Below are 24,197 nucleotides of genomic sequence, written 5' to 3'. Positions count from 1 at the left end.
TCATCCTTATCCATCAATGATTATAATAAGTATTATACATTGATGATCATCTCCAGTCACCATGCACCGAAATAACCTATCGTCTTCCCAGCTGTAATTGTCCCAAGCTCCAAGCAGTTCTCTATTGAAAACCCTTTCATTCTACCGTAAAGGAACCCGGCAATGAAAGAATCGCCAGCTCCCATCGTATCCACGACGTTCACCTTACCTACGCCGTGTGGAAAGAATTGTTCCCCATCGTAAGCAAGCGAACCATTCTCCCCCAAGGTAGCCACAGCAATCTGCGCTCCTCTTTGCTTGACCTTTACCAAAAGTTGGCGGATATAGTCATCATCCTGAGTGTACGAAAAGAATGGATAGTCTACGTAGGGCGTTAATGTCTGTACCCGATCATCCTGCAACTGATCCGAGAAATCAAAGGAAGTGATCAGGCCCTTTTCCTTAAAGAGAGGAAAGTACGGATCGGCATGTCCCCATATCCCTGAGTGGACAAGCTGATAATTGACAGCAAAATCGATCTCTTCTGCTGTAAGGAAAAACTGTGCCATAACTCCCTCGTCGTATTCGCCGAACCTCCGGTCATTCTCCACCATCTCCACGTGGGTTACCGCTGTTTTTCCGTCCTTTTTTGAAATTCGGGAAGTATCCACACCCTTGTCCTGAATAGCCTGGATCATGATCTCCCCATAAATGTCGGTGCCCACCCAGCCCAGATACGCCGTCTTTGCACCCATTTCAGTTAAATAGACGGCAACATTCACCGGATTGCCTCCAGGATAGGCTTTGCCGCTTGCTTGATAGACATCCATGCAGTTATCCCCGACTGTAATGATTCTCATCTTGCTCCCGCCTTCCCTGCTATTAAAGAATGAGCACTACAAAGTAGTGCTCAAATCAAATGCATCAATATAGAATGAACTAAAGACTGCGTATCTTAATATTCCATTTGGCGATAGTATCTTCTAAGTGTTAACGGATGATTTCTCTCCCGCTCCAGGTAGGCGCTGATACGGCTTAGTACAGACCAGTTGATACTTACGGCAAAATGCTTTCTAAACTCCTCGCTAATGCCTTCCATGGCAAAGTCTTTGGTATCAATAATGGTCAGCTTCTTCGTAATCTTCTCGGCGAATCTCTCCACCCGATCCATCAGAGGTCTTGTCTCATCTTCGCCTTTCAGCAGAATAACACTGGTATCTTCAACCACAAGCTCAAGCGTGCCATGGAAGAATTCCGCCGCATGAATCGACTTCGCATGAATCCACTGCATTTCTTCCAGGATACACATCGCGTAGGAGTACGTATTCCCCCACAGGTTGCCGGAGCCAACCATCATATGATAGTCAGTATCTTTATGTTCTTTTGCAAAAGCTTCCGCTTTAGGGTCAAAGGTCTTGACTGCGTCCAGAATCGCACGCGGCAATAAGGCAACTTCCTTCGTGAACTGCTCATATTGAGGGAACTCATTGTTGTTATACATGAACCGGAACACAACCATGTACAGGAGCATGAAGAATGTATCGAAGGAATGTTTCTCCGAGCCAGTAGTGATGCAGTGATCTACAATTTTGGTTAACGGAGTGTCCCTTTCTGCCACAAGTGCAATCGTAGTCGCTCCCCGTTCCTTACAGAACTCGGCTGCCGCAACGGTCTCCTGCGTGGTTCCCGACACAGATGTAAAAATACATACGGAATCCTTACTGAAGTGTCTGTTGTTCATCACCATAAACTCAGCGGCAATCGCCGCATGCACATCAATGGTCGAGTTTGATTTCAGAATATACTCATAAGGATACATCATCGCAATTGTGCCACCCGCACCAATCAGAAAAATATTGCTGTACCCTTTCTTGGCAATCCCGTCTACAATCTCTTCAATTTGTCCTCTAAAGGCCAGGCCCTCTTGTTCCACAAGCTTAAGGAATAACTGTTCATCAAAATTCAACATTTTACGTTCCCTCCCTATACTGGAGCGGTTCCTCTCCAATATCATTCAATTTTATTTGTTATATACAGTAGTATAACCAGACATTACAATTAAAACAACTCTTTTTGTATCATCTGAAGGAAATCAGTAAGTTAGAGTTCGCTCCCTTCATTTCATCCGGGTTAAATGACTATATTGCTGCTGTCATGACTGCTTTTAGATCCATACTTCTTCTCCCAGTAGTAATACACAGGCAACCCCGTTGCGATGACTATCGCCGCGGCAATCATGCCCTGCACTGGAGCCCACGTAAAGGTTCCCCAAGCCAGCCATCCTGCCCCAAGGATAGCCAGGATAGTAGTTACTCTCCACATTGGCATGCGGTAAATCGGGTTATAATCCTCTCTCTTACGGCATTTATAGACCGCGGCAAAGTCCAGAATGTTAATGACCAGCTGAATCAGCGTGAAATAACCCAGCAGTTCGGTTAAATTGCTGAAGAACACAAGAATACAGGCCAACGTAACCTGAGCAATAATCGAAAAGCTTGGTGTTTCGAATTTGGGATGAACTTTCGCAAAACGCTGAAAGAACAGCCCATCTTTTGCCATGGCATACTCCAGGCGAGGCTGAAACATAATGCAAGAACTCAAGGAACCCAGGATAACAATAATCGCGGTAACAGCTACAAAGGATGAGGCCATGCCGGATAATCCGGGAATGTACTTGACGGCGTCGGACACAGCGGAGCTGGAACCCATCAGTTTATCGAACGGCATTAGGCCGGTGACACATACCGCAAGCAGCGTATATAAACCCAATACAATCAGTACCGAACTAATTAAGGCCCGAGGGAGAACTTTCCCTGGATTTTTGAATTCTCCAGCCATAAAACAAATGGCGGCCATTCCCGTGTAAGCCCACGTCGTGGCAGATACGCCACCAATTAAGCTTGAACTTGTCGCTCCTGCGACGGGCGTGTAAGCAAAGTTGTCAAAGTTCATATACATGAGGCCCAGCACAATGACAATCAGGAAAGGGATGATTTTGATAGCCGTAATAATGACCTGAAAACTACCGCCTGCCTTGACACTCCGGTAATGGATGGACGTGATGATCAGAATGATCGCTACTCCTAGCAGTTTACCGGTAATTCCAACGAAGAAAGGGAAGAAGCTCGCCAGGTATGCAACAATGGCCAGAGCCATAATTGAAATGGACGGAGGATCGAGGGCCCAGAAGGTTGCCCATCCGTATAGAAAGGCCAAGGGCCTCCATCCTGCTTTATTCAAGTATACGTAACCGCTTCCATTTTGCGGGTAGGCAGTCGCCAACTCGGCCAGCACCATGACCTGCGGAATCGCAATAACTCCACCAATAATCCAGGCTAGAATTGAGATCGAAGGCATACCCGCAGCTTTTGCGACATCACCGGAAGAGACGAAGATTCCGGAACCTACCGTAGTACCAACAGCGATGGCTAGGGCCGACCAAAAGCCCAGTTTTCGTGTAAGAGAGTCATTACTCATAACGAGTTCCTCCAAATCAAGGTGATAAGACTTCCATTCCCCTTATTTTCCTGACTGATTCCCTAAGTGCTTCCTGTGGATTCTGATAATAATTGAACCCCATAATCTCTAGTGTACAAGCTCCCTCGTAATGATGGCTCTGAAGACTGGTTAGATATTCCCGCCAATTCAGCACCCCATCATCCAGAGCGAGATGCGCATCAGACGTGCCGTCACCGTCGATCAGGTGGAAATGGACCATCTCCGGGAGTAGGGAGTAATAATCTTCGGGTGTCTCGCTAGCGAGCTGCATCGCAACGGTGTCGATCATCCCTTTTAATGACGGGGAACGGATCTCCTCCAGCATCCTCTTGATTCCCTTAGCATCGATAATTAGATTCGATTCGAATCGGGTCAGAGGTTCCAACGCTAAAGTCACCCCTTCCTTCTCCGCCACCCTGGATATCTGATAGATGGAGTCGCTTGCATATTTCCATGATTCCAATTGTGATACAGCGAAGTCCCCTATTCCTGAAGTCACAAGCATCATGTTGGTCTCCAGCTCCAGAGCCGCGTACAGATTATCTATGAAGTATACGATACTCTTCTGCCGCAGTTGGGAATCGGAAGCAGCAATATTGAAGGGATAGACACACTGTTCCGGCGTATAACAGACGACCTTCATGTCTCGGGATTTCAGTTGCTGCCTTATGTGCCTCAAGTTGCCAAGAACTTTCCGGTAGACGTATAAATGAGGCTCGCCCGCCCACAACTCGATGTGCTCGATCCCGAGTTCAGTCACGTGATCCAGGAAGTGCTCGAAAGGAAAATGCCTATACGTAATATTCATTCCCGCAATCTTCATTTGCTTCACCCCCTCTAATGTAAGCGCTTTAATTTGTTATGTCTTGTATTATAACTAAGGGTTACAAAGATTTCAATGCCTTTTTAAAAATAAATAAAAGCCATTCAGCCGGTTCTTAATGTGGGTTGCTCAGCTCCTATAGGGGCAAAAAAAAGCAAGCCTCAACGAGTACATTTGCTCGTTTGGCCTGCTTTTTTTTGTCCTGTTTAAGGATTAAGTGCTCTTGCTATCGTGTCCACATTACGTTCGCTGGAGCACTGGCTTACTTATCATCCCACTTATACCTTACACTTGAGATGTGGGGCGAATTACGATCTCGTTCACATCAACGTCAACCGGCTGCTCGATCGCGTACGCAATGGCACGAGCAATCGCCTCCGGTGGCAATGCGAACTGGTCACGAGACTCTTCGAGTCTGGCCTTCACCTCCAGATTCGTCACTCCTTCAGCGAAATTCGTCCGAACCAAACCGGGTGAAATGATCGTTACCCGCACCTTATCACCGGCTTCCTGTCGCAAACCCTCGGAGATGGCGCGGACAGCGAATTTCGTGGCAGAATACACAGACTGGTTCGGTACAGTTTTATGTCCCGCTGTAGAAGCAATATTGACGAAATGTCCGGAACCCAGCTTGCGAAAGACAGGCAGTGCTGCGGCGATGCCGTACAAAACACCTTTAATGTTGACGTCGATCATGTTCTCCCAATCCTCTACACGCAAGTCATCAAGGGGGGAAATCGGCATCACGCCGGCATTGTTCACGAGAACGTCAATCGTGCCGAATCGCTCACATGCCAAATGGATGAGCTTGTTTACGTCCTCCCGCCGTCTGACGTCTGTGCTAGCATACACGACTTCACCCCCAGCCTCCGCGATACGGGCCGCAAGAGCTTCAAGACGATCAGGTCGTCGTGCCCCAAGTACGACTTTTGCCCCATGCTCAGCCAGTAAAAGCGTAGTCGCTTCACCAATCCCACTGCTTGCACCCGTAATAACAACAACTTTATCTTTGATTCCGGACAAGGTTGTATTCTGGATTAATCTCATAGCCGAATCCTTCTTTCATCTGGAAATTGTCTTTCGCCTTGAATTATAAGAAATATCAAAATAAAGCAGGTAGACGATTCATACGCGTTCCTTGCCTAATCCTGTCCGGTATGAGTTACAATATTCATATCAGCTTAAATGAAAAAGGATTGGTGAATAAGTTTGAACCAACTCATTACGGAGTTAGCTAAGCAAATTGCACGGCATACGTCTACGGACGGTTTACACCAAACTGCGATTCCAGAGCTTTGTTTCAGGCGCACATCCGCGGAAACGGAACCGACGCATACCCTCAACATGCCCTCTCTTTACGTAATTGCCCAAGGCTCTAAAACCGTCACATTTGTTGGGGAAAGCTTCATATGCGATTCGTCCAGTTATATGGTCGCATCCGTACATCTACCAGTGATTGGGAAAATTACTCATGCTTCTCCGCAGTTGCCGTACCTAAGTTTACAATTAACACTTAGCCCTGATGTCATTATAGATATAAGCAAGAAATCTAGTTCACAGAAAAAGGGAGACACAGGAAGGGGCATTTTGGTTAATCCGTCCACTTCCTTTCTGTTAGATGCGATTCTACGCCTCGTCAATCTTTTAGATTCACCCACGGATATCGAGATACTAGCTCCACTCTACATCCGGGAGATATTTTATCGTGTGCTGGAGGGAGAGCAAGGAACGTTACTCAGGCAGTTCGTTGTGATCGGAAGCTATGCACAAGGTATTTCAAATGCAATACATGTAATCAATCGTGACTATTCTGAACAGCTAGTCATTGAAGAGTTAGCAAAAAAAGTGAACATGAACCCAACAACCTTTCACAAGCATTTTAAAAGAGTAACGGGTATGAGCCCACTTCAGTATCAAAAGATCATTCGATTGCAGAGCGCACGTCGGCTGATGCTCAAGGAAGGCTACGATGCTGCTACGGCAGGATTTCGCGTCGGTTACGAAAGCCCTTCCCAGTTCAACCGAGAATACGCCCGCTTATTCGGACGCCCACCGATGAGAGATATCAGTCACCTGCGTGACATAGAATTCAATATTGGTTCTGCCTTAAATAATAAATAGCCCATCGCCCTGTAATTTGGAAGTAAAGTACACCGTTAAACTAACCGGCAGTAGTCCGTAACGGGTATCCTAGACCTCGGATTATAGGGTCTGTCCCGTAGATAATTCCCTAACTTGTCCTCTCTCAATTCTTACCCCGTTCCCCGTTCTTTGCCATAAACACAGGGACCAACAAACGGTGCCTACGAACCCAGGTGAACTAAAATTCTCCGTAACGTAAGCAATTTCTTTAATTAAAAAGCTCTGCCAACCATAAGGTTAGCAGAGCTCTCTATCTAATTTAATTTCGGGCAAATCTCGGAAGAAACTTGATGAATGCGGGATTTATACAATCTTTTCAAAAAGTTACACCCAACATGATTTAAGGATGATAACCAAAAGGATATAGAGCACCAAGATTGCTGTTGTAGAAGTCCACGCACCGCAAACAGCTGGACCTGCGCATCCACTCATAACTTTAGCCCTCCTTTATTTGTCGTCACCTTAATATATGTGTGAATACACACTGTGACTGGGCATGCAGGTAAATAGAAAGAAAATATCCCGCCGCCAGTTAAGGTTAGCGAGGAGTTACTCTGCTTATGTTTAAGCTCCTCCAATGGTAACTTCGCTCCGTCACTCTCTAGCCACATCTGTTTTGCCTTGTCCCGCTCAGGACTCCGTTCTCTCGCCATGTTACACAATCACCACCCCCACGAATGTAAATGCAATTATTTTAATTTATTTAATAATATGATGTGACCTTTGGGCAAAACAAAGAAAGCCCCGAACCAGAAAAGGTTGGAGCTTTCTTCCTTTGTTTGATAGCTTGGTTTAATTAAAGTTCATCTGGGGCACGGCAATAGCGGAAGTCCGCAAAAATGCCAAGCGAGGCGGGCCGCTATCCAGCCGGAGGATACGCCGATAATCAGGGGGACGTTACAGTATAGCGGCCACAGCTTCACCATATTTGGGCATTACTTCAACAATTGTTTGCTGGTTCGTACCTGCCTCTACTACAGGAGCTAAATATACACTCATTTCATCAATAGGTCCTTGCAGGTAAAATTCTAGTGCTTTCTAAATTGAAACTCCCATCCAAATTGCTATCTAAGCGTCAGCACCAACTCTATCAGTCCACTATTTGTAGCGGGTTGAGTTTTTCTAATTGATTAATGTCGATATTCTTTCTCATCTCCAGTATTTCCACTGTACCTATGGGCATGAGGAATTCTACCGTTTACTGTTGTATACCCTTCAAAATGATGGTAATGCCCACCACCAGTCAAGGGAATGGCTGGTCCTGTAGTTCCTCTAATTAAATGCGTATGTTGATCGTTAAATGATGTTTCTGCATAATAATTATGAACATGCGGAACACCACTTGGAGCTGGTTCTGTTACCCCAGCGTAATGGTGGTAGTGTCCCACATCAAGTGATGTATTCCCTTTAAAAGGATGTACGTGAACATTAACTGGTCTACCATCCCACGAACTAATAAAAAGCTTATGCGAATGGTTAGAGCCGGAATCACCGGAATGAACAACAAAACCTGTTATTGGTATTTCCATCAGTAGCCTCCTCTCTTTATCAACTGCCATATACTATGAAAGAGGTAGTGTAAATGTTCAAAAGGCTATTGGAGTTGGTTTCCACTATTCGGGTGGGTGGCTAATAGGCTGTCAGAGCGTGTGCATGCCCTCTCTCTGTTCTCTTCTGCACTCCTTCCGGCATTCCCATGTAACGGGAAGAGCACTCAAAATGGCTTACATCCTGTCGTATAAATGCAAAAGAAAAAGCACTCCGTTTAGAGTGCTCACTTTCATTTTACATACAAATCGAACCGGCCAATCCTATTTGCGAGATGTTAGCTGCATTATTTGATATCATATAGAACTTCCCATTTTGGAAAACTAGATAAGTGAAGTCTCCATAAGTTGAGTTTTGAGGGTTAGTCTCGGATGATACAGAATGTATAAAGACTCTACAAACTCTTTGCCCACTATTAAGTGTAAAGTCAACCGTTTGATTTATAAACGAGGCCACTTGATTTGGATTTAGTAGATACGTCGGTCCTCCTAACCCACGTTTCCCACTTTGTCTATTCTGATTTGCATTCTTCATTTTACCCACTCCCTCAGGAATTTTTTCGTTACGGTGTATGCTATTCAATTTTCCCTTAGGCGTTAATGCATAGTTAATATTTGTGTTTTAGCCCAGCTTTGGAATCCTTATCTGGCCGCTGCTCAAGCCGATGCTTATCTGCATCCATGTCTTTCCTTCATCGCGACACCGTCGTCATGTTGTTGTTCTTCTTGCTGACCGTTTACTGGCTCCCCATCTTTCGGCGGTACCGTATTGACTTTGCTTTTGCGCTATTCATTCCACTTGGCAGCCATTGGTGCAACCCGCTTTCGGTATTCATCCACCATAAGGGAACGTTAGAAAAATGCTCGCTCCAACAAAAAGCGCGACCTCCAAAAAGCCTGGAAGCCGCGCTGTACTTGAATTTTATAAGATGCTGGTGAAGGGAATTGAGCCCCCGGCCTACGCATTACGAGTGCGTTGAAATAGAGTTCTAATAGGCTTTAAAAGGCTCCTATAGCCTGATCTATCAGGAATAAGGTTCCCGCAGGTAGTATAAATATCCGTATTACGGTAGAAGATTTGGTAGAAGAAAAATATACTTTATAACTTGATCTTAATAGTGCAAGTGTAAGTACTTATTTTCCACACTTAGTACTCATTGAAGATATTGTCTTGATATGAAACGTATCCGAAGAAATATCATGTGTTTGATTTGACGAATCTCGTATAACGATATGTCCGTCCCCTTGATAAACCCTGAGTCCCTTCAATTCTTTTTTTCCATTCAACTCATACTCAATGCATACATAGTCTAAATCATAGTCAGAAATACTTTTCCCGAAGTTTCCTAATTGAAAAAAAGTATGAGTATAAAGGACAAAGACTACAAGAAATAAAACTAACACGAAAATATTACAAGTAAAAAACCATAAAATGTGCTTAACTTTTTTCATCAAAATCCATAAATAAACCAAGATGGTGATCAAAGCCCAAAGTATTATATTTCCTAATGTTAAAGAAGCCATTATCTTTGAACTTAAAAAATCATAACTTAGGATATTTATGTTAGGTAAAGAATCTATTTCACCTAGTAAATAATTAATAATATATTCTACAAAAGTTGAATTTTTAGATTCATATAGCATCAAGTATGCTACATATGGGGAAGATTTAATTACAATCATATAACCAAACAGAAACTCTGCTATTAGAAAAAAAGCTGTAATCAACAAAAACTGAAAAAACTTTTTTACCTTACTATTATTATTTCTATTAAAAAATTTTTTTAAGTAGGAAATATAAAAATATATTATATAAACTGGAATTAATGAAAACAAAAATAAAAAGCAAAACATAAAAGAATAACTATAAATCAATTCATCTGAAAATTTAATAGGATTTTGATATGCCTTGATTATCGAGAGGACTTCATTCTTAGCTCTACTTTGCAGAATTATAAAACCTATTGCATAATAAGTTTTCCATGATACTAACCCAAACAAAAAACCAATAATTAATTTTAAGAAAAAGGGTATTCTCAGATAAATAAGAAGATATTTTGAGAGAGGAATATAATTTTTGTATTTTTCTACCAATATTATCATTTTACCAATCACTTTATTATAAAAATTAACTAATTTCATAAGCCGCCCCTTTTATAATTTTATAGATACTTACACAGAAAAAAACTCTACAAGTTACCTAGCAGAGTCTTTCACATTTACTCTAAATTCAAACTGCTTACGGAAAAAATAAGATCCGTTAATCCTAATTGACTCTGGTGTAATCTTCTCCACTGCGCCAACCGTAATCCACTATATCTATCAGATCCTCACCCAACGTCTGGACTACATATGGCTTAATGCAGCTGCAAATAGTTCAATATCCGACTGCAACACTCTATATGTATGGTTCATGCCGTTCAACTCAGATAGTTATTCTGCCATATGTGTGGTAATTCCTGCACTAAAAAAGTCCCCGCCGACCAGGTTAAGGTTAGCGGGGATTTGTTTTGCATACGTTTAAGCCCCTCCATGCTGTACTTGAGGCTCTATACCATGCGAGTGAATAGGTACAGTAACAATTAACAAAAAGCTAGCCGCGACGATCAACAGTGCCATTTTTTTTAACATTGTCCATCCACACCTTTTCAATAAGATTTAAAAAATTTGCTTTGGTTTCAGGAGTCGCATGTTCTCGAAAATGTAAAAATAGCCCCATACAATTTATGAAATAAGTCTCATTATTTAGTGTACGATAACTTACCATTGAATACATCAAATGTTTAAAACCATCATCGTAAAAATTTCGATGTAAATAATAATGAGCCAACTCGTAACCACACCATGCAAAATAATCTGGTACCACTTGTTGAGTATACATATCACTTGGTGAGTGTTGCGATAATGATACAATATCCGCTTCAAAGCGTTTAATTATGTTACTAACATCAATATCATATCGGTTAGCCGCTATGATAATATTCAGCAGTTGGATGACCTTGTCATCTTGAGTTGTATCCTCCGCTCCATCGATGTATTCAATATAATCTTGTAGCACCTTTATATCTCCAGATAAAAGCTTATTGACAATAATATTAGCTTTTGCCCAGTGCTTAAACAAGCCAATCCAGTGTTGGGTACCTTCATCTGTTTCTTTAACCCAATCTAAATTATCGTAGGCGTATGTATATTGTAGAGCTTGGTGGTAATCGCCTTGGGCTTCGTAGACACCTGCACACAGCAGGTCAGCATAGGAAATGTATACAAACAAAGGACGAGTCAGCTTGTTAGTAGAATCACATTGTCGACTCTTGGGTTCGTGTTTCAAATTATATTGAATTTCCGCTTTAGTCCTCATTATTTTTGCTACTTCCTCTACCTTGTCCCATTTACGCAAAGACCTGTACACGTTAGCCAAATCCTTAAGCGCATCAAGCTGTTCTATTTCATCCAGACGTTCCACGAAGGATTCAAATAGCGTTGCTGCCTTGAGATTACGGCTTTGATCGTCTCCAACTTGAATCGTGAATATACGATATTGACAGACTGCCAAACGCTCAGAATGTTGATATTTCTCCGCTTCAGCCACACCCTCATAGAGCAGTAGTGCAGCCTCATATTGTCCCTGCGCCAACAATTCTTCTGCAATTTCAAATAGCTTGGGTGAATATAGTAGATTGTCCATGATGTCTCCCACCACTCGACGGATCGCATCCAACTTGTCCAACTCTGCACAGCGATACAAAAAGGGCTCGATTCGCCTCATGTTCGGAGGATGGTCGATGATGTAGTTTTCTATAAACAGTTCGTAAAAATAGCCTTCGGATAAACCCATAGCCTCAGTAATTCGATCCAGTTGGTTAACAGACAAAGGTTTGTTTCCTGTCACGATAGCACTTACTGCTCCCCTATTCATATCCGCAATATGACCAAATTGTGTTAAACTCAATCCTTCTTGTTGTAGGTATCTGTCTAATTCTGCTCGAATCGTAGGTGTATGCTTCATGCCATAGCCACCCTTCGCATAAAAATTCCAGTATTTTATAATCATTTACTATTTTTGTCCAGCAATTAACAGTTGTCAATCTTTTTTTGCGAATCGCGTAGAAAAGCTACGTTTGTCATAAAGGCACTTCTGTAAACAAAAAAAACACCCCACCAGCATTAAGCCAGCAGAGTGTTTCGTATTTCCAAAAGATCGTAAATTTACAGATCGTCAGTGGTTGATGTTTCAGCCGACTTACCATCTACATAAGCCTCGGCCAGAATGTAAGCAATCACTACACCGAATGCACCAATAACGCCAGTCACTTGAATAACCGTGTCGTTACTTGTTCCAAATACAGTAAGCAAACTCGTGAGCAGTGCGGCCAGCAAGCCCAAAACTTATGACTGGTGTCAAAAGGAAATAAAGTTCTAGACATAAAGTATTAGACTGACGTTGCTTCATTAAGCTATACCAGCTAATAGCTTGTCAAGATTACCAGTAAAGTGATTCTAAATCATGTGGTATAGTTAAAATGAGCATGCCAAATAACCCTCCAATTTCCGTTGTGCCTTGGAAGGTTATGCCAATAATAATCTTTTAAATTGGACGAAATTCCTTTTTGTTTTTCAAGATTGCATAGAGCCAATGGATGAGCTTATTTGCACGTGCGATTAGAGCTACTTTATGTGGTTTTCCTTCTGCTCTCTTGCGATCATAGAACGCTTTGAGTCGCATATTTCGGGAGCGTATAAGCCCACACTGGACAGCCATTACCAGTGCGTAACGCAACTGCCTGGAACCACGTTTCGTGATTCGGTTTCGAGTTGCTGTAAATTTACCGGAAGCAAAGACACTCGGGTCAATGCCTGCAAAAGCCACTAGCTTTTTAGGATGATCAAATCGGTCGACTTCTCCAATTTCAGATAAAATTGTTGCAGCAATTTTATGCCCAATACCGGGAATCGACTGAATTAATTCATACTCTTCAATTTCTTCAGCCAGAGCATCTATGTTCTGTTCCAGTTCAGCAAGATGCTCTTGGTACTGAAGAATAAGGGTAATAAGAACTTTCAAATTGATTAAGTGGCTTGCATACATGGTTTGCTGAAATGGGTTTTGCTTTGCCGCGTCTAGCAGTCGCTGAACCCGTTGGTTAATCCAGCCCTCTGAACGCCCCCGTTTCGAAGAAAGTAGTTCTTTCATCTTAGCTTTGAGTGTAATTTTCATCCGTCTGCAAAACTGAATATGAGGTTGGAAATTTACTTAAAAACCGTAGTGAAATACGGGAATACATAGCTCCAAAGACGCCTTTGTAAGCTGGGAAAACCTGATCTAAAACGGCTTGGAATTGCAGCTTCGTCTGTACACACATCTTTGAAAGGGACTCATACTGTCTTGTAAGATAGCGCAGATTGAGAAGTTGCACACCTCTTTTTTTAAAAGGTTCAAACTCTTCCTTGTAGTACAACTCTCCCAATAGGTAAGCGTCCGCAGCATCCGTCTTTACTTTACGAAGTTGAGACTTTCTAAGCCGATTTGAGATGAGCGGATTAATGATAATGTAAATGTAGTGATGTTCTTCTAGGAACTGAACAACGGGACTTTGGTAATGGCCGGTTGCTTCTAGAATAAGCAGAGGACGTAGTTTGGATGCAGTCTCAACATCCTTCAAAACTTGATGTAAATTTGCTAGGCCATCACGAGTGTGCTCGAAGTGGAATGTCCCTCTGAAGGGCTTTCCGCGCGCTAAAAAGGCTTGTCCATGACTTTCTTCTTTTGAAATATCTAGACCGACAACTGGATTCATTTCATCTCTCCCTGTAAGTTTAGATTCCCCGGCATCCCTAAGGTTCTTCTTGTCGCTCCATAGCATCGCTTGTTATACGGGATCTTACGTCCCAACCAGCCTCAATCATGGTCATGACAAGTAGGGCGAACACTATAGTGCTCGGGATCAAGTCCCACGGGCAGGTACGTTCGACCAGGCTACCTTAATCCTCTATGCAAATGAAAAAAGGATCAACCAGAAAGAACTGGTTGATCTCATAATACGAACGGGCAGGATAGTTCAAATACGTGGTATCATGTGGTGAGTAATTAATGGAGCTCACTTCCATCTGTTAGGCTGTAAAAACAAACGCTTGTGCCGCCTCAATTATCACTTTTTGGTGACTATATCACAAAAAAGTGGGTACTGTTTTTCTTGTAACTTTTCCCCCATACTATCGTTCATAGGAGGTTCATGAAGCAGACAGAGCATCCTATACCATATAAATCATTATAAAAGGAGTGTAATAGAATGGGGAAATTTGACGGGAAGGTAGCAGTTGTAACCGGAGGTACAAGCGGCATCGGTCTCGCGTCGGCACAACAGTTCGTAAAAGAAGGGGCTTACGTTTTTATCACGGGACGCAGACAACGTGAACTGGATGAAGCAGTAAAGCAGATCGGAAAGAATGTTACAGGTGTCCGAGGTGACATATCTAAATCGGAAGATCTAGATATTTTATTCGAAACAGTTAAGCGAGAAAAGGGACACTTGGACATTCTCTTTGCAAATGCCGGACTAGGGTCATTTCTTCCATTAGGAGAAATTACAGAAGCACAATACTACAAGACTTTCGATGTCAACGTGAAAGGAACCATCTTTACAGTACAAAAGGCATTAGCTTTGTTTCCAAATAAAAGAGGTTCGATTATTCTAACGGGATCCACTGCTGGCTCGACGGGGATGCCAGCGTTTAGTATCTATGGTGCATCCAAGGCAGCGATCAGACAGCTCGTCCGCAGCTGGATTCTTGATATGAGAGGGACCGAAATTCGTATAAACATCCTTAGTCCGGGAACAATCGTAACGCCGGCGTACGATGAGTTATTTGGCTCTGAACTAGATCATTTACTGGAACAGGCAAAAAATGATATTCCGCTCGGCAGAGTGGGGCAGGTTGAAGAGATCTCCAATGCTGTCATGTTCCTAGCCTCTAATGAAAGCAGCTATATGAACGGCGTTGAATTATTCGTAGATGGCGGAGTAGCTCAAGTTTAACCAGGACATAATAATTTTCAAACGACAAAGACTTTTAAATCAACTTAAATGCGATTGTATTATCCCCTCCATGTAACGTTCAATTTTTCCTTCAGTGATCCTTGAAGGATCAAGCGATACATGAAGGGGATATTCTTAGATCGGGAGATGGTGAATTGATATGAAAACATTTTTCTGTGAACTGGAAGTTACACTAGAGGTTATCGGAGGAAAGTGGAAGGGGCTTGTTCTGTACTATTTAATAAAAGGACCTAAACGGACGGGAGAGCTTAAGCGACTCGTTCATAATATATCGCAAAAGATGCTGATTCAAACTCTTCGGGAACTGGAAACAGACGGATTAATTCGCAGAAAGATGTACAATCAGGTACCGCCTAAGGTGGAATATTCAACGACGGAACTGGGTCAATCACTTGAACCCATTTTGAGATCGCTTTGTGATTGGGGGGGGAATTACGCAGAGCAATCCTTCGCTCCGGGCGAGATTGAGATTTTGTATCTGGATTAACTGTCGGGGGACAAGAGCATAGTCCCATTTGAAGTCGCTATTTTAGCGGCTTTTTTGTTTTATCGTTTTACGTTGATGTTTTCGAGTGATGAGCAATATTCTAGTACAGGTTACTTCGTAATTAACAAGGTGCACTACAAAACTAAGGATACAAAACTTGTCTCAGAGATTAATAAGTACGTCTTGGATTATGTCAAAAGCATCATGCCCCAGCTGTTGTCAGGAGTCTGAGCAAACAGGTAAGCGGTTGAGGCTAATGACAATGAACCCATTACGCTAACGGGAAACGTTAGTTCAATGAAGCAGATGAAGCAGCGACAGTCTAGGGCATATTTTCTCGTCCTAGCCTACCGTTGTTTCTTTTATTGTAGTTATCAAAACTTTACTTTCTGCGAACATTTAAAAAGTGGATTCATATCAGTTCCGCCTTAAATGTCCGTCTGTAAGCAATTTTTCAACTAAAAAGCTCTGCCGACCTTAAGGTTAGCAGAGCTTTTTAATGACGTTTAAGAACCTCCAACCTGTACAAGAATCTGGATACCAGGTACAGTCATGAAAGCTAAAAAGCTACTCGCAACAATTAACAGTCCTATTTTTCTCAACATTACCTACCCACACCTTTTCAATTAGATTGGAGAACTCTGTTTTGATTTCAGGAGTCGCATAGACTTGGAAACGCATAAACAAGCCAATACAATTTATAAAGTAAGTCTCATTATTTATTATATGTGACTTTACCATTGCAAATAACAATTGTTTAAAACCATCACTGTACCTTTCTCTGTTTAAATAATAGTAGGCCAGTTCGTAACCAAACCATGCAATGTAGTCGGGTACTACTTGTTGGCTGTACATATCAGTAGATGTCGGGAGTTGAGTAAAGGCATCAATGTCTTTTTTAAACCTTGAAAGTACATCATCAACATCCAAATTATATTGATTAGCAGCTATCATAACGTTTAACAGCTTTGAAAGTTTCTCACCTTCCATGGTATCTGCTGTTTCGGCTATGTATTCGACATAATCTGAGAGCACGCTGACATCTCCAGACAAGAGCTTATTTACATAAATATTGCATCGTGCCCAATCTTGATACATTTCTACCCAATAGAGGGTATCATCATCAGTCTCTCTAACCCAATCCAAGTCCGCATAGGCGTATGTATATTGTAGAGCTTGTTGATTGTCCAAAATCACAAAAAAGCGCAGCCTCCAAAAAGCTTGGAAGCCGCGCTGTGCTTGAGTTGATAGCTATGCTGGTGAAGGGAATTGAACCCCCGGCCTACGCATTACGAGTGCGTTGCTCTACCCCTGAGCTACACCAGCAGGTCAGTGTGACTGACAACAAAAACTATTATACTCTTAGTTACATAAAAATCAATCACTTACATCAACTTTATCAACTAAGATTTGGATTTAATTCTGTAACATTCCCTGCCGTGGTTCCGGATAGCTTATCTGCGACGGATCGCAGCTTTTGGCGACTGGAGGAAGGCTTGTCACGGCGATCATCAATTTTGACTGAGGTGGAAACGCGTTTGGCTCCTGCTAGGAATGGCGCTTCGTGTAGCGCAGCAATAGCAGTGAACACATCGTCCAACGAACCTTCAATAATCGTACTCATAGAGGTAAGTTCATAGGTAATTCCCTTTTGCGTCTTCAACACTTTTTGCATTTGAGCAACGTAGTCGCTCAGGCTCGTACTCCCCGTTCCAATCGGGATTACTGTCACTTCTGCAATGGCCATCACCAAGTTCCTCCTTTAAATTGAAAAAATCATCTTTTTTAAAATTCTAAAAACTCAGTCGATAAAGCAACCTTGTTCTTCAAAAAAGTTCCATATGTATACGGCTTATTTTAGTAGGAAACATCTTTATCATTTATTGTACCGTTCACTCCGTCTCAATTCAAATACAGCCCGCGACTTCTCTGCATATTTTGATTTTCCATTCCTTTTCCTTTACGTATGGCTTCGAATGTTGCTATAATACTCCTTGCACTTATTTGAAATTTTAAGTTTATACACACAATATGTTGGGTTAAATATTCATAACACCTCTAAATATAGTGATGTAGCCGATGATTCCTACGGAAACCATCTTTTTTTCCTTCATTGGCAGGCGCATCGCTATTTCTATGTTATTGGATTACATACAGCCCCAAAATGCTGTCTGACCATCGCTTTTTTCACCAGTTTCTTTTCTCAGATCATTTTCATGCCTATTCCCTAAGTATGATTCCAAATCAAGAAAGCGAGGAATTAATCCTATGCCACAACTCGTAACCAAACCAAACAATCGCCAGTTGGCTTTTGATGAAATACGTATATCCGTATATGCTGACCGTGTACTCAGCGGGCTGGACAAGCTGGATAAAGATCGACTCATTCGCGGTGTAACTAGTAAGCTCCGCCGGGACGAAGTCACTGGAGATGAGATTAGCAACGCATTTGCAATGGCTGCTCTAGAACTGGTTAGCAAGGAAGAACCGGACTGGAAATTTGCCGCTGCGCGTGCTTTGCTCACTTCCCTATATAAAAAAGCGGCTACTCACCGCCGTTACAAATCCTATGCAGACGAGCCTTACGGCGCTTTTTATCCACTGATCACCGATCTAGTGCAAAAAGGAATCTACCGTCAGGAACTGCTTGACTGCTACACCAAGGAGCAGATTGATGAGCTCGGCGATTCCATAATGCCGCAGAATGACCTTCTGTTCGACTATATTGGACTGTTGACGCTGTCTGAGCGCTATTTGGCCAATGATTTTGACGGACGCGTAATGGAGCTTCCACAAGAACGCTACATGATTATCGCAATGTACCTGATGCATCAAGAGCCGGCCGACAAACGTATGGAGTTGGTCAAGGAAGCGTACTGGGCGATGAGCAACATGTACATGACGGCAGCTACACCAACCATGTCCAATGCCGGAAAAAAGGTGGCCGGACAGCTCTCCAGCTGCTTTATCGACACCGTAGACGACTCATTGGAAGGTATTTTCGATTCCAATACCGATGTAGCCCGTCTTAGCAAAATGGGTGGCGGTATCGGCGTATACCTCGGTAAAGTGCGTGCGCGCGGCTCCGATATCCGCGGACATAAAAATACAAGCTCTGGCGTTATCCCTTGGATTCGCCAATTGAACAATACAGCTGTTAGCGTAGACCAGTTGGGTACACGCAAAGGGGCAATTGCCGTTTATCTGGACGTATTCCACAAGGATATTCTGGCGTTCCTGGACCTGAAGCTGAACAACGGTGATGAGCGGATGCGTGCACATGACGTGTTCCACGGCGTATGTCTGCCCGATCTGTTCATGGAGCGGGTCGAAGCACGGGGCGAATGGAATCTGTTCTGTCCGCATGAAGTGAAGAAGGTGATGGGCTGGAAGGATGACAAGGGTCGTCCCCTGGGACTGGAGGATTTTTATGATGAAGCCTTCGGTTCAGGCTCCTTCCGTGAGAAGTATGAGGAGGCGTCACAGCATCCGATCCTCTCTCGTATTACGGTGCCTGCCATTGACATCATGAAGCGTTTGATGAAATCACAGCTGGAAACAGGTACGCCGTACATGTTCTACCGCGATACAGTAAACCGGGCTAATCCGAACCGCGCCCATGGTATGGTGTATTCCTCCAACCTGTGTACGGAGATTATGCAAAATCAATCTGCAACGGTAGTAGAAAAAGAAGAATTGGTCACCAAGGACGGTCAAACACGCATTGTTATCTCCAAAATTCCTGGCGACTTTGTGGTGTGCAACCTGAACTCCATCCATCTGGCTCGTGCCGTTCCGGCAGGTGTGCTGGATCGTCTCGTACCGATTCAGGTACGTATGCTGGATAATGTTATTGATATCAACAACATTGAGGTGCTGCAAGCACAATACACGAACAGCCAATATCGTGCTGTCGGCTTGGGTACATTTGGGCTGCATCATCTGCTCGCACTTGAGGGCATCCGCTGGGAGTCCGATGAAGCGGTAACCTATAATGATCATTTGTATGAAAAAATTAACTACCTGGCCGTAAAATCCAGCATGGAGCTGGCGAAAGAAAAAGGCCGTTATGCCAAATTCGAGGGTTCTGACTGGTCGACTGGGCATTATTTCACTTCCCGTGGCTATACAGACGGTACACGTGAAGGCAAATTCGTCACTACGTCCGAGTGGAGCGAGCTTGCGGAAGAAGTCCAACAAAACGGTGTCCGTAACGCATGGCTGTTCGCCATCGCGCCTAACGGTTCTACGTCCATCATCGCAGGCTCTACCGCTAGTATTGATCCACTGTATGAGTTGCTTTCCTATGAAGAGAAAACAACCTACAAGATCGCTAACCCTGCACCAGATTTGAATGAAAAAACCATCTGGTACTACAAAACAGCTTTCTTGCTGGATCAACACGCTTCGATCAACATGGCTTCTGCACGTCAGCGTCATATTGACCAAGGTCAAAGCTTTAATCTGTATGTACGCCCAGATATTAAAGCTACCGAATTTTTAGCGCTGCATATTCATGCCTGGAAATCGGGTATGAAGTCGACCTATTATGTACGCAGCCGCGCACTGACGATTGAAGAATGCGAAAGCTGCGCATCCTAAACTAAAGGAGAGAGGCTCTCATGCAGTTACAAAAGATTTTTAACACGGAAGCGCCTAACCGCTCTACCCGTATTATTGAAGGCGAAAACTCCGGTATCCTGAACTGGAACGATATTCGGATGCCGCATATGTACAAACTATATAAAGTACTGCTGCTAAACCACTGGATTCCAGATGAAATTCCGATGTCCAAGGACGCGTCCCAATTCCCTATGCTGGATGCCGAAGAGCAGCGCACATTCAAAATTAATATTGGCCTGCTAGCTGTGCTGGATTCCATGCAAACCATGTTTGTCGGAGATGTAAAACGATATTTTACCGATTCCTCGCTGGAAGCTATTTCGGCCATTATCGGACAACAGGAAGTCGTGCATAACCAGTCCTACTCTTACGTGCTGTCTTCCCTGGTATCAGAGCAGGAGCAGAAGGAAATTTTTGAATACTGGAAAAATGATCCTGTCCTGCTGGAGCGTAACACATTCATCTCGGACATTTATCAAGAGTTCCGCGATGAGCAGAACCCGCAAACCTTTTTCCAAGCCATGGTAGCGGATTTGATTCTGGAAGGCATATTCTTTTACAGTACATTTGCTTTCTTTTACAATTTGGCCCGTGACCAAAAAATGATGGCCACCAGCCAGATGATCTCGTATATTCAGCGCGACGAAAATCAGCATTGCTACTTCTTTGCCGAAGTGTTCAAGCAGCTTTTGGCTGATTTCCCTGAGTTGAATACCAAGGAAAATACGGACTATGTCTATCGTATGATCAATCGCGCCGTGGAACTGGAAACGAATTGGGCGCATTACACGCTCAAAGAGGTTCGCGGCATTGACTTGAACGAGCTGAGCGATTATATCAAATACATGGCAAACATGCGCCTGAGACTTCTGGGTATGGACAAAGCATACGAAGGTGTAGATGTAAACTGTATGCCTTGGATCAAGCCATTTTCCGATGAAGCGCTGAATGCAACAAAAACGGACTTTTTTGAAGCAAAATCACGCAATTATGGCAAGGTCGGAGATGACAATGGATTTGACGATTTGTAAATCATAAGCTACAAGCCTTAACTCGGTTATTGCTGAGCTAAGGCTTTTTTCTATGGGGATGAAACTTGCGTAAATATGCAAAAAATTCATGAAACATATGAATTACTATTCATATTTTCCTAGTTAAACACGATATATAGGAAGGTGAAATAATATAGTAAGGAGCATATTATGAAAAGCAAAGTCAAAAAAAGAATGGGATTACAATCCAAACTCTACTTCATCTTGCTCATTCCTTTAGTTGTGATTGGCGTCATGATTCTGTGGACGACCAAACTATCTATTCAGAATGCTTCTCTATCAACCATGCAGCTAAACAATGAAGCGTTGGCGGTGAATACGGCCAAGCTACTGGACAAATCAGCCGTCAAAAGCTTAAACACGAATCCATCCGAGCAGAGCAGTGAGTATAAAAAACTTCGGAACGAGTTAAATACGCTCAGGCTGCAAAGCGGAGTCCTGTATATGTATATGTACAATCGTGTTGGCGATGAGTGGAAGCTTACAGTGGACGGAGCTGCTTGGGACGACAAAGACTACAGTCCTTTCGGAAGTCCTGTAAGTTTTACCCGTAAAGAAACGGCAGATAGATTGAAACAAGGGGAGACGGTAACTACAGATATCACAACGGACCCTGATTGGGGAACGATGTTTTCTTCCTTTACACCCATTAAAGATACAGATGGAACCATCATAGGCTATCTGGGAATCGACAGATCTCTAGCCTCTGTAACTGAAGTATACGAGAAAACATTGCCTGAGGCCTATCGGCTAGTTATCCCTGTGGTCTCCATCATTCTGATCATTTCCATTGCGGCAATGATGCTGGTAACACGTCGAATACTACGTCAAGTGCGGTTTATTAAAGATACACTGGAGCAAGTAGCTGATGGCAATCTTACGGCTACATCGCAGCAAGTTACGTATGATCAGCTAGGTGAAATCAGCGGCTTGACGAACCGGATGGTAGAAGCCATGTCCAATATGATTGTGGACATTCAAAGCAGTTCGAGTACACTTCAGCAAGCATCCGAGAATATCGTCGTGACATCAGAAGGAACCCTTCACCAAACCGAGGAACTGTCCCGCACACTCCAACAAATTGCCGATGTATCTACAAACCAAGCAGATCAAACGATAGAGTCGGTTCAGCAATCTGACCGCTTAGGACAAACGCTGGATGAAGTCGGAAGCCATGTGCACCAGTTTACGGATACGGCGCGCCATCTCAATGAAGTCCGTAATCAGGTAGCCAGTGAACATGAACTACTATTGGAGAAGGGACGAGAAAGCGCTCTGCGAATCAAGCAAATGCAGCGTATGTCACACGCGCTAACTGAAAAGTCCCGCGAAGCAGCTAACATTGGACAGCAGGTACAGGGCATCGTAAAGCAGACGCAGATTTTATCCTTTAATGCCTCGATTGAAGCTTCGCGTGCAGGGGAAGCTGGTAAAGGTTTTTCTGTCGTAGCTCATGAAATGGGACAACTTGCCCAACAATCTGCCATATCTATTCGTGAAATTGACGAAATCTTAAGTAGTTTTGTCGAGCAAATTGAGCAAATGGGCGATCAATTTGATGAAAATATAAACACTGTCAATGAACAAGAAAAACAAATTGCATTATGTCTACAGTCTGTTGATAAAGTCACCCAGGTATCAGAGGAAGTTGAGGAACTGGCTGCACATCTGGCCCAATTGACTACAGAAATGCAGGAGGTACGTCACAGCGTAGATCAACATCTGAAGCACACAGCCAGCGCGGCGCAGCAAACTGCCGGAATGACAGAAGATGTATCCGCAAGCGCACAGAAGCAGGCCCTAGCAGTAAAAGAACTATCCGAAGTAGCCCGTAATCTGACCACACTCTCCAACAATCTACAGCGTCATGCTGATCAGTTCCGGGTGAAAAATTCCGACCAGTAATGATTTCGGTGAACTGTGACCCGTAAGATGGACACTTGATTGAAAGTGTCCATCTTACGGGTCATTTTACAGACGAAAAGAAGTACACTCAAAAGGAGCATTCGCTAACATAGCGAATGCTCCTTTTGAGGTTAGAAAGCCGAGCTGAGTACACCTTTATCCAGGTAGATGCATACATATATAACCTAGAAGGTCAATTTAAGCACTTAAGAGTTATAGCCGTTATGCTCACGATGGGGGAATCGCAGCTGTTTTCTTCGGCTTCATATAAGAAGGATAGCCTCCCGTATGCTGGAGCATTTCAATTTCACGCAAAATACGCGGCAAGTCAGCGACCGAGTTCATCACGATGTGGGCCCCTGCCCTTTTCAAACCATATATACTTTGTCTGCGTCGTTCCTCGGCTACCCTATCGTCCACTTCACAGCTTGTAGTGTGGTTCGCGGCCAAAGCACTCTCGTTATGGTTCAACACACCAATCGTCCAAACGCCGGCATTCCGTCCTTCTTGCATATCGGCTGCTGTGTCTCCTACCTTCACAATATCGCTAAGCGGGAATACCTGCAGGCGATGTGCAATTTCATAGATCATCCACGGATAAGGCCTCCCCTGCGAAACTTCACATGGGGCTACCATACAATCCAGCGTATAGGGTGACTGTGCAGGCGTGAATACATGACTCAGCATTTCCATCGGGCAGGATGCAGTAGCGCCTGACTGAATGCGGCGATCTTGAAGCTCCTGCAACGCCCTATCTATACCGACAGCAGTCTCAGCCCCTTGGATCAAAGAGCGAAGAACAGGGACAAGCTCAAGATAAATATGCTCAATATCCACTCTGCCAGGATGCGCACCAAAGCACTCCAACCATTTTTTACGAACCTCTGAAAGTCCGAGCACATTCGCAATATGATCCCGGATGGGCAGTCCCCGTCCATGAGATACCTGCTCTTCAGTTACCTGTATACCCTTCCATCTGAAGATGTCGCACATTCCCTGGATTAAGCCCCGACCTCCGGGGTCTAACAATGTACTTTCCAGATTAAAAATAACCGCCTGTATCATGCAATCCCCGCCTTTCCGTAC

General features: G+C 43.5%; 19 protein-coding genes, 1 tRNA gene and 3 pseudogenes. 6 read left to right on the top strand and 17 right to left on the bottom strand.

The genetic code is table 11. The features are described from left to right. Nucleotides 1–56: 56 nt before the first annotated feature. The 5 genes from frlD to MKX36_RS02540 all read right to left on the bottom strand — a co-directional run bounded on the left by frlD (nucleotide 57) and on the right by MKX36_RS02540 (nucleotide 5,347). A complete protein-coding gene (frlD, locus tag MKX36_RS02560; RefSeq protein ID WP_340864156.1) occupies nucleotides 57–839 on the bottom strand; it encodes a fructoselysine 6-kinase in 783 nt (260 codons plus the stop codon). Between the two features lie 95 nt (nucleotides 840–934). After that, nucleotides 935–1,948, bottom strand: coding sequence for an SIS domain-containing protein (locus tag MKX36_RS02555; RefSeq protein ID WP_019685995.1), 1,014 nt, complete (start codon nucleotides 1,946–1,948; stop codon nucleotides 935–937). 161 nt (nucleotides 1,949–2,109) lie between these two features. Next, a complete protein-coding gene (locus tag MKX36_RS02550) occupies nucleotides 2,110–3,456 on the bottom strand; it encodes an amino acid permease (protein WP_340864155.1) in 1,347 nt (448 codons plus the stop codon). Between the two features lie 16 nt (nucleotides 3,457–3,472). Continuing rightward, nucleotides 3,473–4,300: a TIM barrel protein gene (locus tag MKX36_RS02545; protein WP_340864154.1), complete on the bottom strand. Its 828-nt coding sequence runs from the start codon at nucleotides 4,298–4,300 to the stop codon at nucleotides 3,473–3,475. A gap of 285 nt (nucleotides 4,301–4,585) precedes the next feature. After that, entirely contained in the window at nucleotides 4,586–5,347 is a 762-nt protein-coding gene (locus tag MKX36_RS02540) for an SDR family oxidoreductase (RefSeq protein ID WP_340864153.1), read from the bottom strand. Nucleotides 5,348–5,509: 162 nt separating this feature from the next. On the opposite strand from MKX36_RS02540, the gene MKX36_RS02535 reads away from it, so the two are divergent. Continuing rightward, nucleotides 5,510–6,421 carry an AraC family transcriptional regulator gene (locus MKX36_RS02535; protein ID WP_031462742.1) on the top strand — a complete coding sequence of 304 codons (912 nt, stop codon included), beginning with the start codon at nucleotides 5,510–5,512 and terminating at the stop codon, nucleotides 6,419–6,421. Nucleotides 6,422–6,766: 345 nt separating this feature from the next. Here MKX36_RS02535 and MKX36_RS02530 read toward each other — a convergent pair whose 3' ends face one another. From MKX36_RS02530 to MKX36_RS02495, 8 genes and pseudogenes are all read right to left on the bottom strand, one after another. Further along, a complete protein-coding gene (locus MKX36_RS02530) occupies nucleotides 6,767–6,874 on the bottom strand; it encodes a hypothetical protein (protein WP_017428056.1) in 108 nt (35 codons plus the stop codon). Beyond that, nucleotides 6,871–7,095, bottom strand: a complete 225-nt coding sequence (locus MKX36_RS02525) for a phage terminase small subunit-related protein (protein WP_049828238.1) — start codon at nucleotides 7,093–7,095, stop codon at nucleotides 6,871–6,873. Before MKX36_RS02525 ends, MKX36_RS02530 begins: the two co-directional genes overlap by 4 nt. A 477-nt stretch (nucleotides 7,096–7,572) precedes the next feature. Further along, entirely contained in the window at nucleotides 7,573–7,971 is a 399-nt protein-coding gene (locus MKX36_RS02520; RefSeq protein ID WP_016819453.1) for a YmaF family protein, read from the bottom strand. A 1,152-nt stretch (nucleotides 7,972–9,123) separates the two neighbouring features. Then, nucleotides 9,124–10,131: a hypothetical protein gene (locus tag MKX36_RS02515; RefSeq protein ID WP_340864152.1), complete on the bottom strand. Its 1,008-nt coding sequence runs from the start codon at nucleotides 10,129–10,131 to the stop codon at nucleotides 9,124–9,126. Between the two features lie 54 nt (nucleotides 10,132–10,185). Next, nucleotides 10,186–10,404 (bottom strand): annotated as a pseudogene (locus MKX36_RS02510) (hypothetical protein). Nucleotides 10,405–10,582: 178 nt separating this feature from the next. Beyond that, nucleotides 10,583–11,995, bottom strand: a complete 1,413-nt coding sequence (locus tag MKX36_RS02505; RefSeq protein WP_340864151.1) for a transcriptional regulator — start codon at nucleotides 11,993–11,995, stop codon at nucleotides 10,583–10,585. A gap of 200 nt (nucleotides 11,996–12,195) precedes the next feature. Beyond that, nucleotides 12,196–12,372 carry a hypothetical protein gene (locus MKX36_RS02500; RefSeq protein WP_340864150.1) on the bottom strand — a complete coding sequence of 59 codons (177 nt, stop codon included), beginning with the start codon at nucleotides 12,370–12,372 and terminating at the stop codon, nucleotides 12,196–12,198. Nucleotides 12,373–12,574: 202 nt separating this feature from the next. Further along, nucleotides 12,575–13,784 (bottom strand): annotated as a pseudogene (locus tag MKX36_RS02495) (IS110 family transposase). A gap of 492 nt (nucleotides 13,785–14,276) precedes the next feature. Here MKX36_RS02495 and MKX36_RS02490 point away from each other — a divergent pair. Together MKX36_RS02490 and MKX36_RS02485 are read left to right on the top strand one after the other, a co-directional pair. After that, nucleotides 14,277–15,023, top strand: coding sequence for an SDR family NAD(P)-dependent oxidoreductase (locus MKX36_RS02490; RefSeq protein WP_013369142.1), 747 nt, complete (start codon nucleotides 14,277–14,279; stop codon nucleotides 15,021–15,023). A gap of 160 nt (nucleotides 15,024–15,183) precedes the next feature. Then, the gene (locus MKX36_RS02485; protein WP_019685981.1) at nucleotides 15,184–15,531 is read left to right on the top strand and encodes a winged helix-turn-helix transcriptional regulator; all 348 of its coding nucleotides are present in this window, start codon (nucleotides 15,184–15,186) and stop codon (nucleotides 15,529–15,531) included. A 567-nt stretch (nucleotides 15,532–16,098) separates the two neighbouring features. Here MKX36_RS02485 and MKX36_RS02480 read toward each other — a convergent pair. The 3 genes and pseudogenes from MKX36_RS02480 to MKX36_RS02470 all read right to left on the bottom strand — a co-directional run. Next, nucleotides 16,099–16,719 (bottom strand): annotated as a pseudogene (locus MKX36_RS02480) (transcriptional regulator); the annotation flags it as partial. A 66-nt stretch (nucleotides 16,720–16,785) separates the two neighbouring features. Next, nucleotides 16,786–16,857 (bottom strand) — tRNA-Thr (locus MKX36_RS02475). Nucleotides 16,858–16,930: 73 nt separating this feature from the next. After that, nucleotides 16,931–17,278 carry an MTH1187 family thiamine-binding protein gene (locus tag MKX36_RS02470; protein ID WP_016819451.1) on the bottom strand — a complete coding sequence of 116 codons (348 nt, stop codon included), beginning with the start codon at nucleotides 17,276–17,278 and terminating at the stop codon, nucleotides 16,931–16,933. A gap of 521 nt (nucleotides 17,279–17,799) precedes the next feature. Between MKX36_RS02470 and MKX36_RS02465 the strand changes: the two genes are divergently transcribed. The 3 genes from MKX36_RS02465 to MKX36_RS02455 all read left to right on the top strand — a co-directional run bounded on the left by MKX36_RS02465 (nucleotide 17,800) and on the right by MKX36_RS02455 (nucleotide 23,111). Next, nucleotides 17,800–20,133 carry a ribonucleoside-diphosphate reductase subunit alpha gene (locus tag MKX36_RS02465; RefSeq protein ID WP_016819450.1) on the top strand — a complete coding sequence of 778 codons (2,334 nt, stop codon included), beginning with the start codon at nucleotides 17,800–17,802 and terminating at the stop codon, nucleotides 20,131–20,133. Nucleotides 20,134–20,153: 20 nt separating this feature from the next. After that, entirely contained in the window at nucleotides 20,154–21,185 is a 1,032-nt protein-coding gene (locus tag MKX36_RS02460) for a ribonucleotide-diphosphate reductase subunit beta (RefSeq protein ID WP_016819449.1), read from the top strand. Between the two features lie 171 nt (nucleotides 21,186–21,356). Continuing rightward, nucleotides 21,357–23,111 (top strand): methyl-accepting chemotaxis protein, encoded by a 1,755-nt coding sequence (locus tag MKX36_RS02455; RefSeq protein ID WP_290403667.1) that lies wholly within the window; start codon nucleotides 21,357–21,359, stop codon nucleotides 23,109–23,111. 228 nt (nucleotides 23,112–23,339) lie between these two features. Here MKX36_RS02455 and MKX36_RS02450 read toward each other — a convergent pair whose 3' ends face one another. Continuing rightward, the gene (locus MKX36_RS02450) at nucleotides 23,340–24,176 is read right to left on the bottom strand and encodes an HAD hydrolase-like protein (RefSeq protein ID WP_290403668.1); all 837 of its coding nucleotides are present in this window, start codon (nucleotides 24,174–24,176) and stop codon (nucleotides 23,340–23,342) included. Nucleotides 24,177–24,197 lie beyond the last annotated feature (21 nt).

The organism is Paenibacillus sp. FSL W8-0439 (assembly GCF_038008995.1).
Taxonomy (GTDB): Bacteria; Bacillota; Bacilli; order Paenibacillales; family Paenibacillaceae; genus Paenibacillus; species Paenibacillus polymyxa.
Note: the sequence above shows the minus strand (reverse complement) of the source record. Positions and strands in the feature narration are given on the sequence as shown.

Coding starts and splice junctions, on each gene's coding strand:
- frlD (WP_340864156.1), bottom strand. CDS start 839: ATGAGAATCATTACAGTCGGGGATAACTGCATGGATGTCTATCAAGCA.
- MKX36_RS02555 (WP_019685995.1), bottom strand. CDS start 1,948: ATGTTGAATTTTGATGAACAGTTATTCCTTAAGCTTGTGGAACAAGAG.
- MKX36_RS02550 (WP_340864155.1), bottom strand. CDS start 3,456: ATGAGTAATGACTCTCTTACACGAAAACTGGGCTTTTGGTCGGCCCTA.
- MKX36_RS02545 (WP_340864154.1), bottom strand. CDS start 4,300: ATGAAGATTGCGGGAATGAATATTACGTATAGGCATTTTCCTTTCGAG.
- MKX36_RS02540 (WP_340864153.1), bottom strand. CDS start 5,347: ATGAGATTAATCCAGAATACAACCTTGTCCGGAATCAAAGATAAAGTT.
- MKX36_RS02530 (WP_017428056.1), bottom strand. CDS start 6,874: ATGAGTGGATGCGCAGGTCCAGCTGTTTGCGGTGCGTGGACTTCTACA.
- MKX36_RS02525 (WP_049828238.1), bottom strand. CDS start 7,095: ATGGCGAGAGAACGGAGTCCTGAGCGGGACAAGGCAAAACAGATGTGG.
- MKX36_RS02520 (WP_016819453.1), bottom strand. CDS start 7,971: ATGGAAATACCAATAACAGGTTTTGTTGTTCATTCCGGTGATTCCGGC.
- MKX36_RS02515 (WP_340864152.1), bottom strand. CDS start 10,131: ATGAAATTAGTTAATTTTTATAATAAAGTGATTGGTAAAATGATAATA.
- MKX36_RS02505 (WP_340864151.1), bottom strand. CDS start 11,995: ATGAAGCATACACCTACGATTCGAGCAGAATTAGACAGATACCTACAA.
- MKX36_RS02490 (WP_013369142.1), top strand. CDS start 14,277: ATGGGGAAATTTGACGGGAAGGTAGCAGTTGTAACCGGAGGTACAAGC.
- MKX36_RS02485 (WP_019685981.1), top strand. CDS start 15,184: ATGAAAACATTTTTCTGTGAACTGGAAGTTACACTAGAGGTTATCGGA.
- MKX36_RS02470 (WP_016819451.1), bottom strand. CDS start 17,278: ATGGCCATTGCAGAAGTGACAGTAATCCCGATTGGAACGGGGAGTACG.
- MKX36_RS02465 (WP_016819450.1), top strand. CDS start 17,800: ATGCCACAACTCGTAACCAAACCAAACAATCGCCAGTTGGCTTTTGAT.
- MKX36_RS02460 (WP_016819449.1), top strand. CDS start 20,154: ATGCAGTTACAAAAGATTTTTAACACGGAAGCGCCTAACCGCTCTACC.
- MKX36_RS02455 (WP_290403667.1), top strand. CDS start 21,357: ATGAAAAGCAAAGTCAAAAAAAGAATGGGATTACAATCCAAACTCTAC.
- MKX36_RS02450 (WP_290403668.1), bottom strand. CDS start 24,176: ATGATACAGGCGGTTATTTTTAATCTGGAAAGTACATTGTTAGACCCC.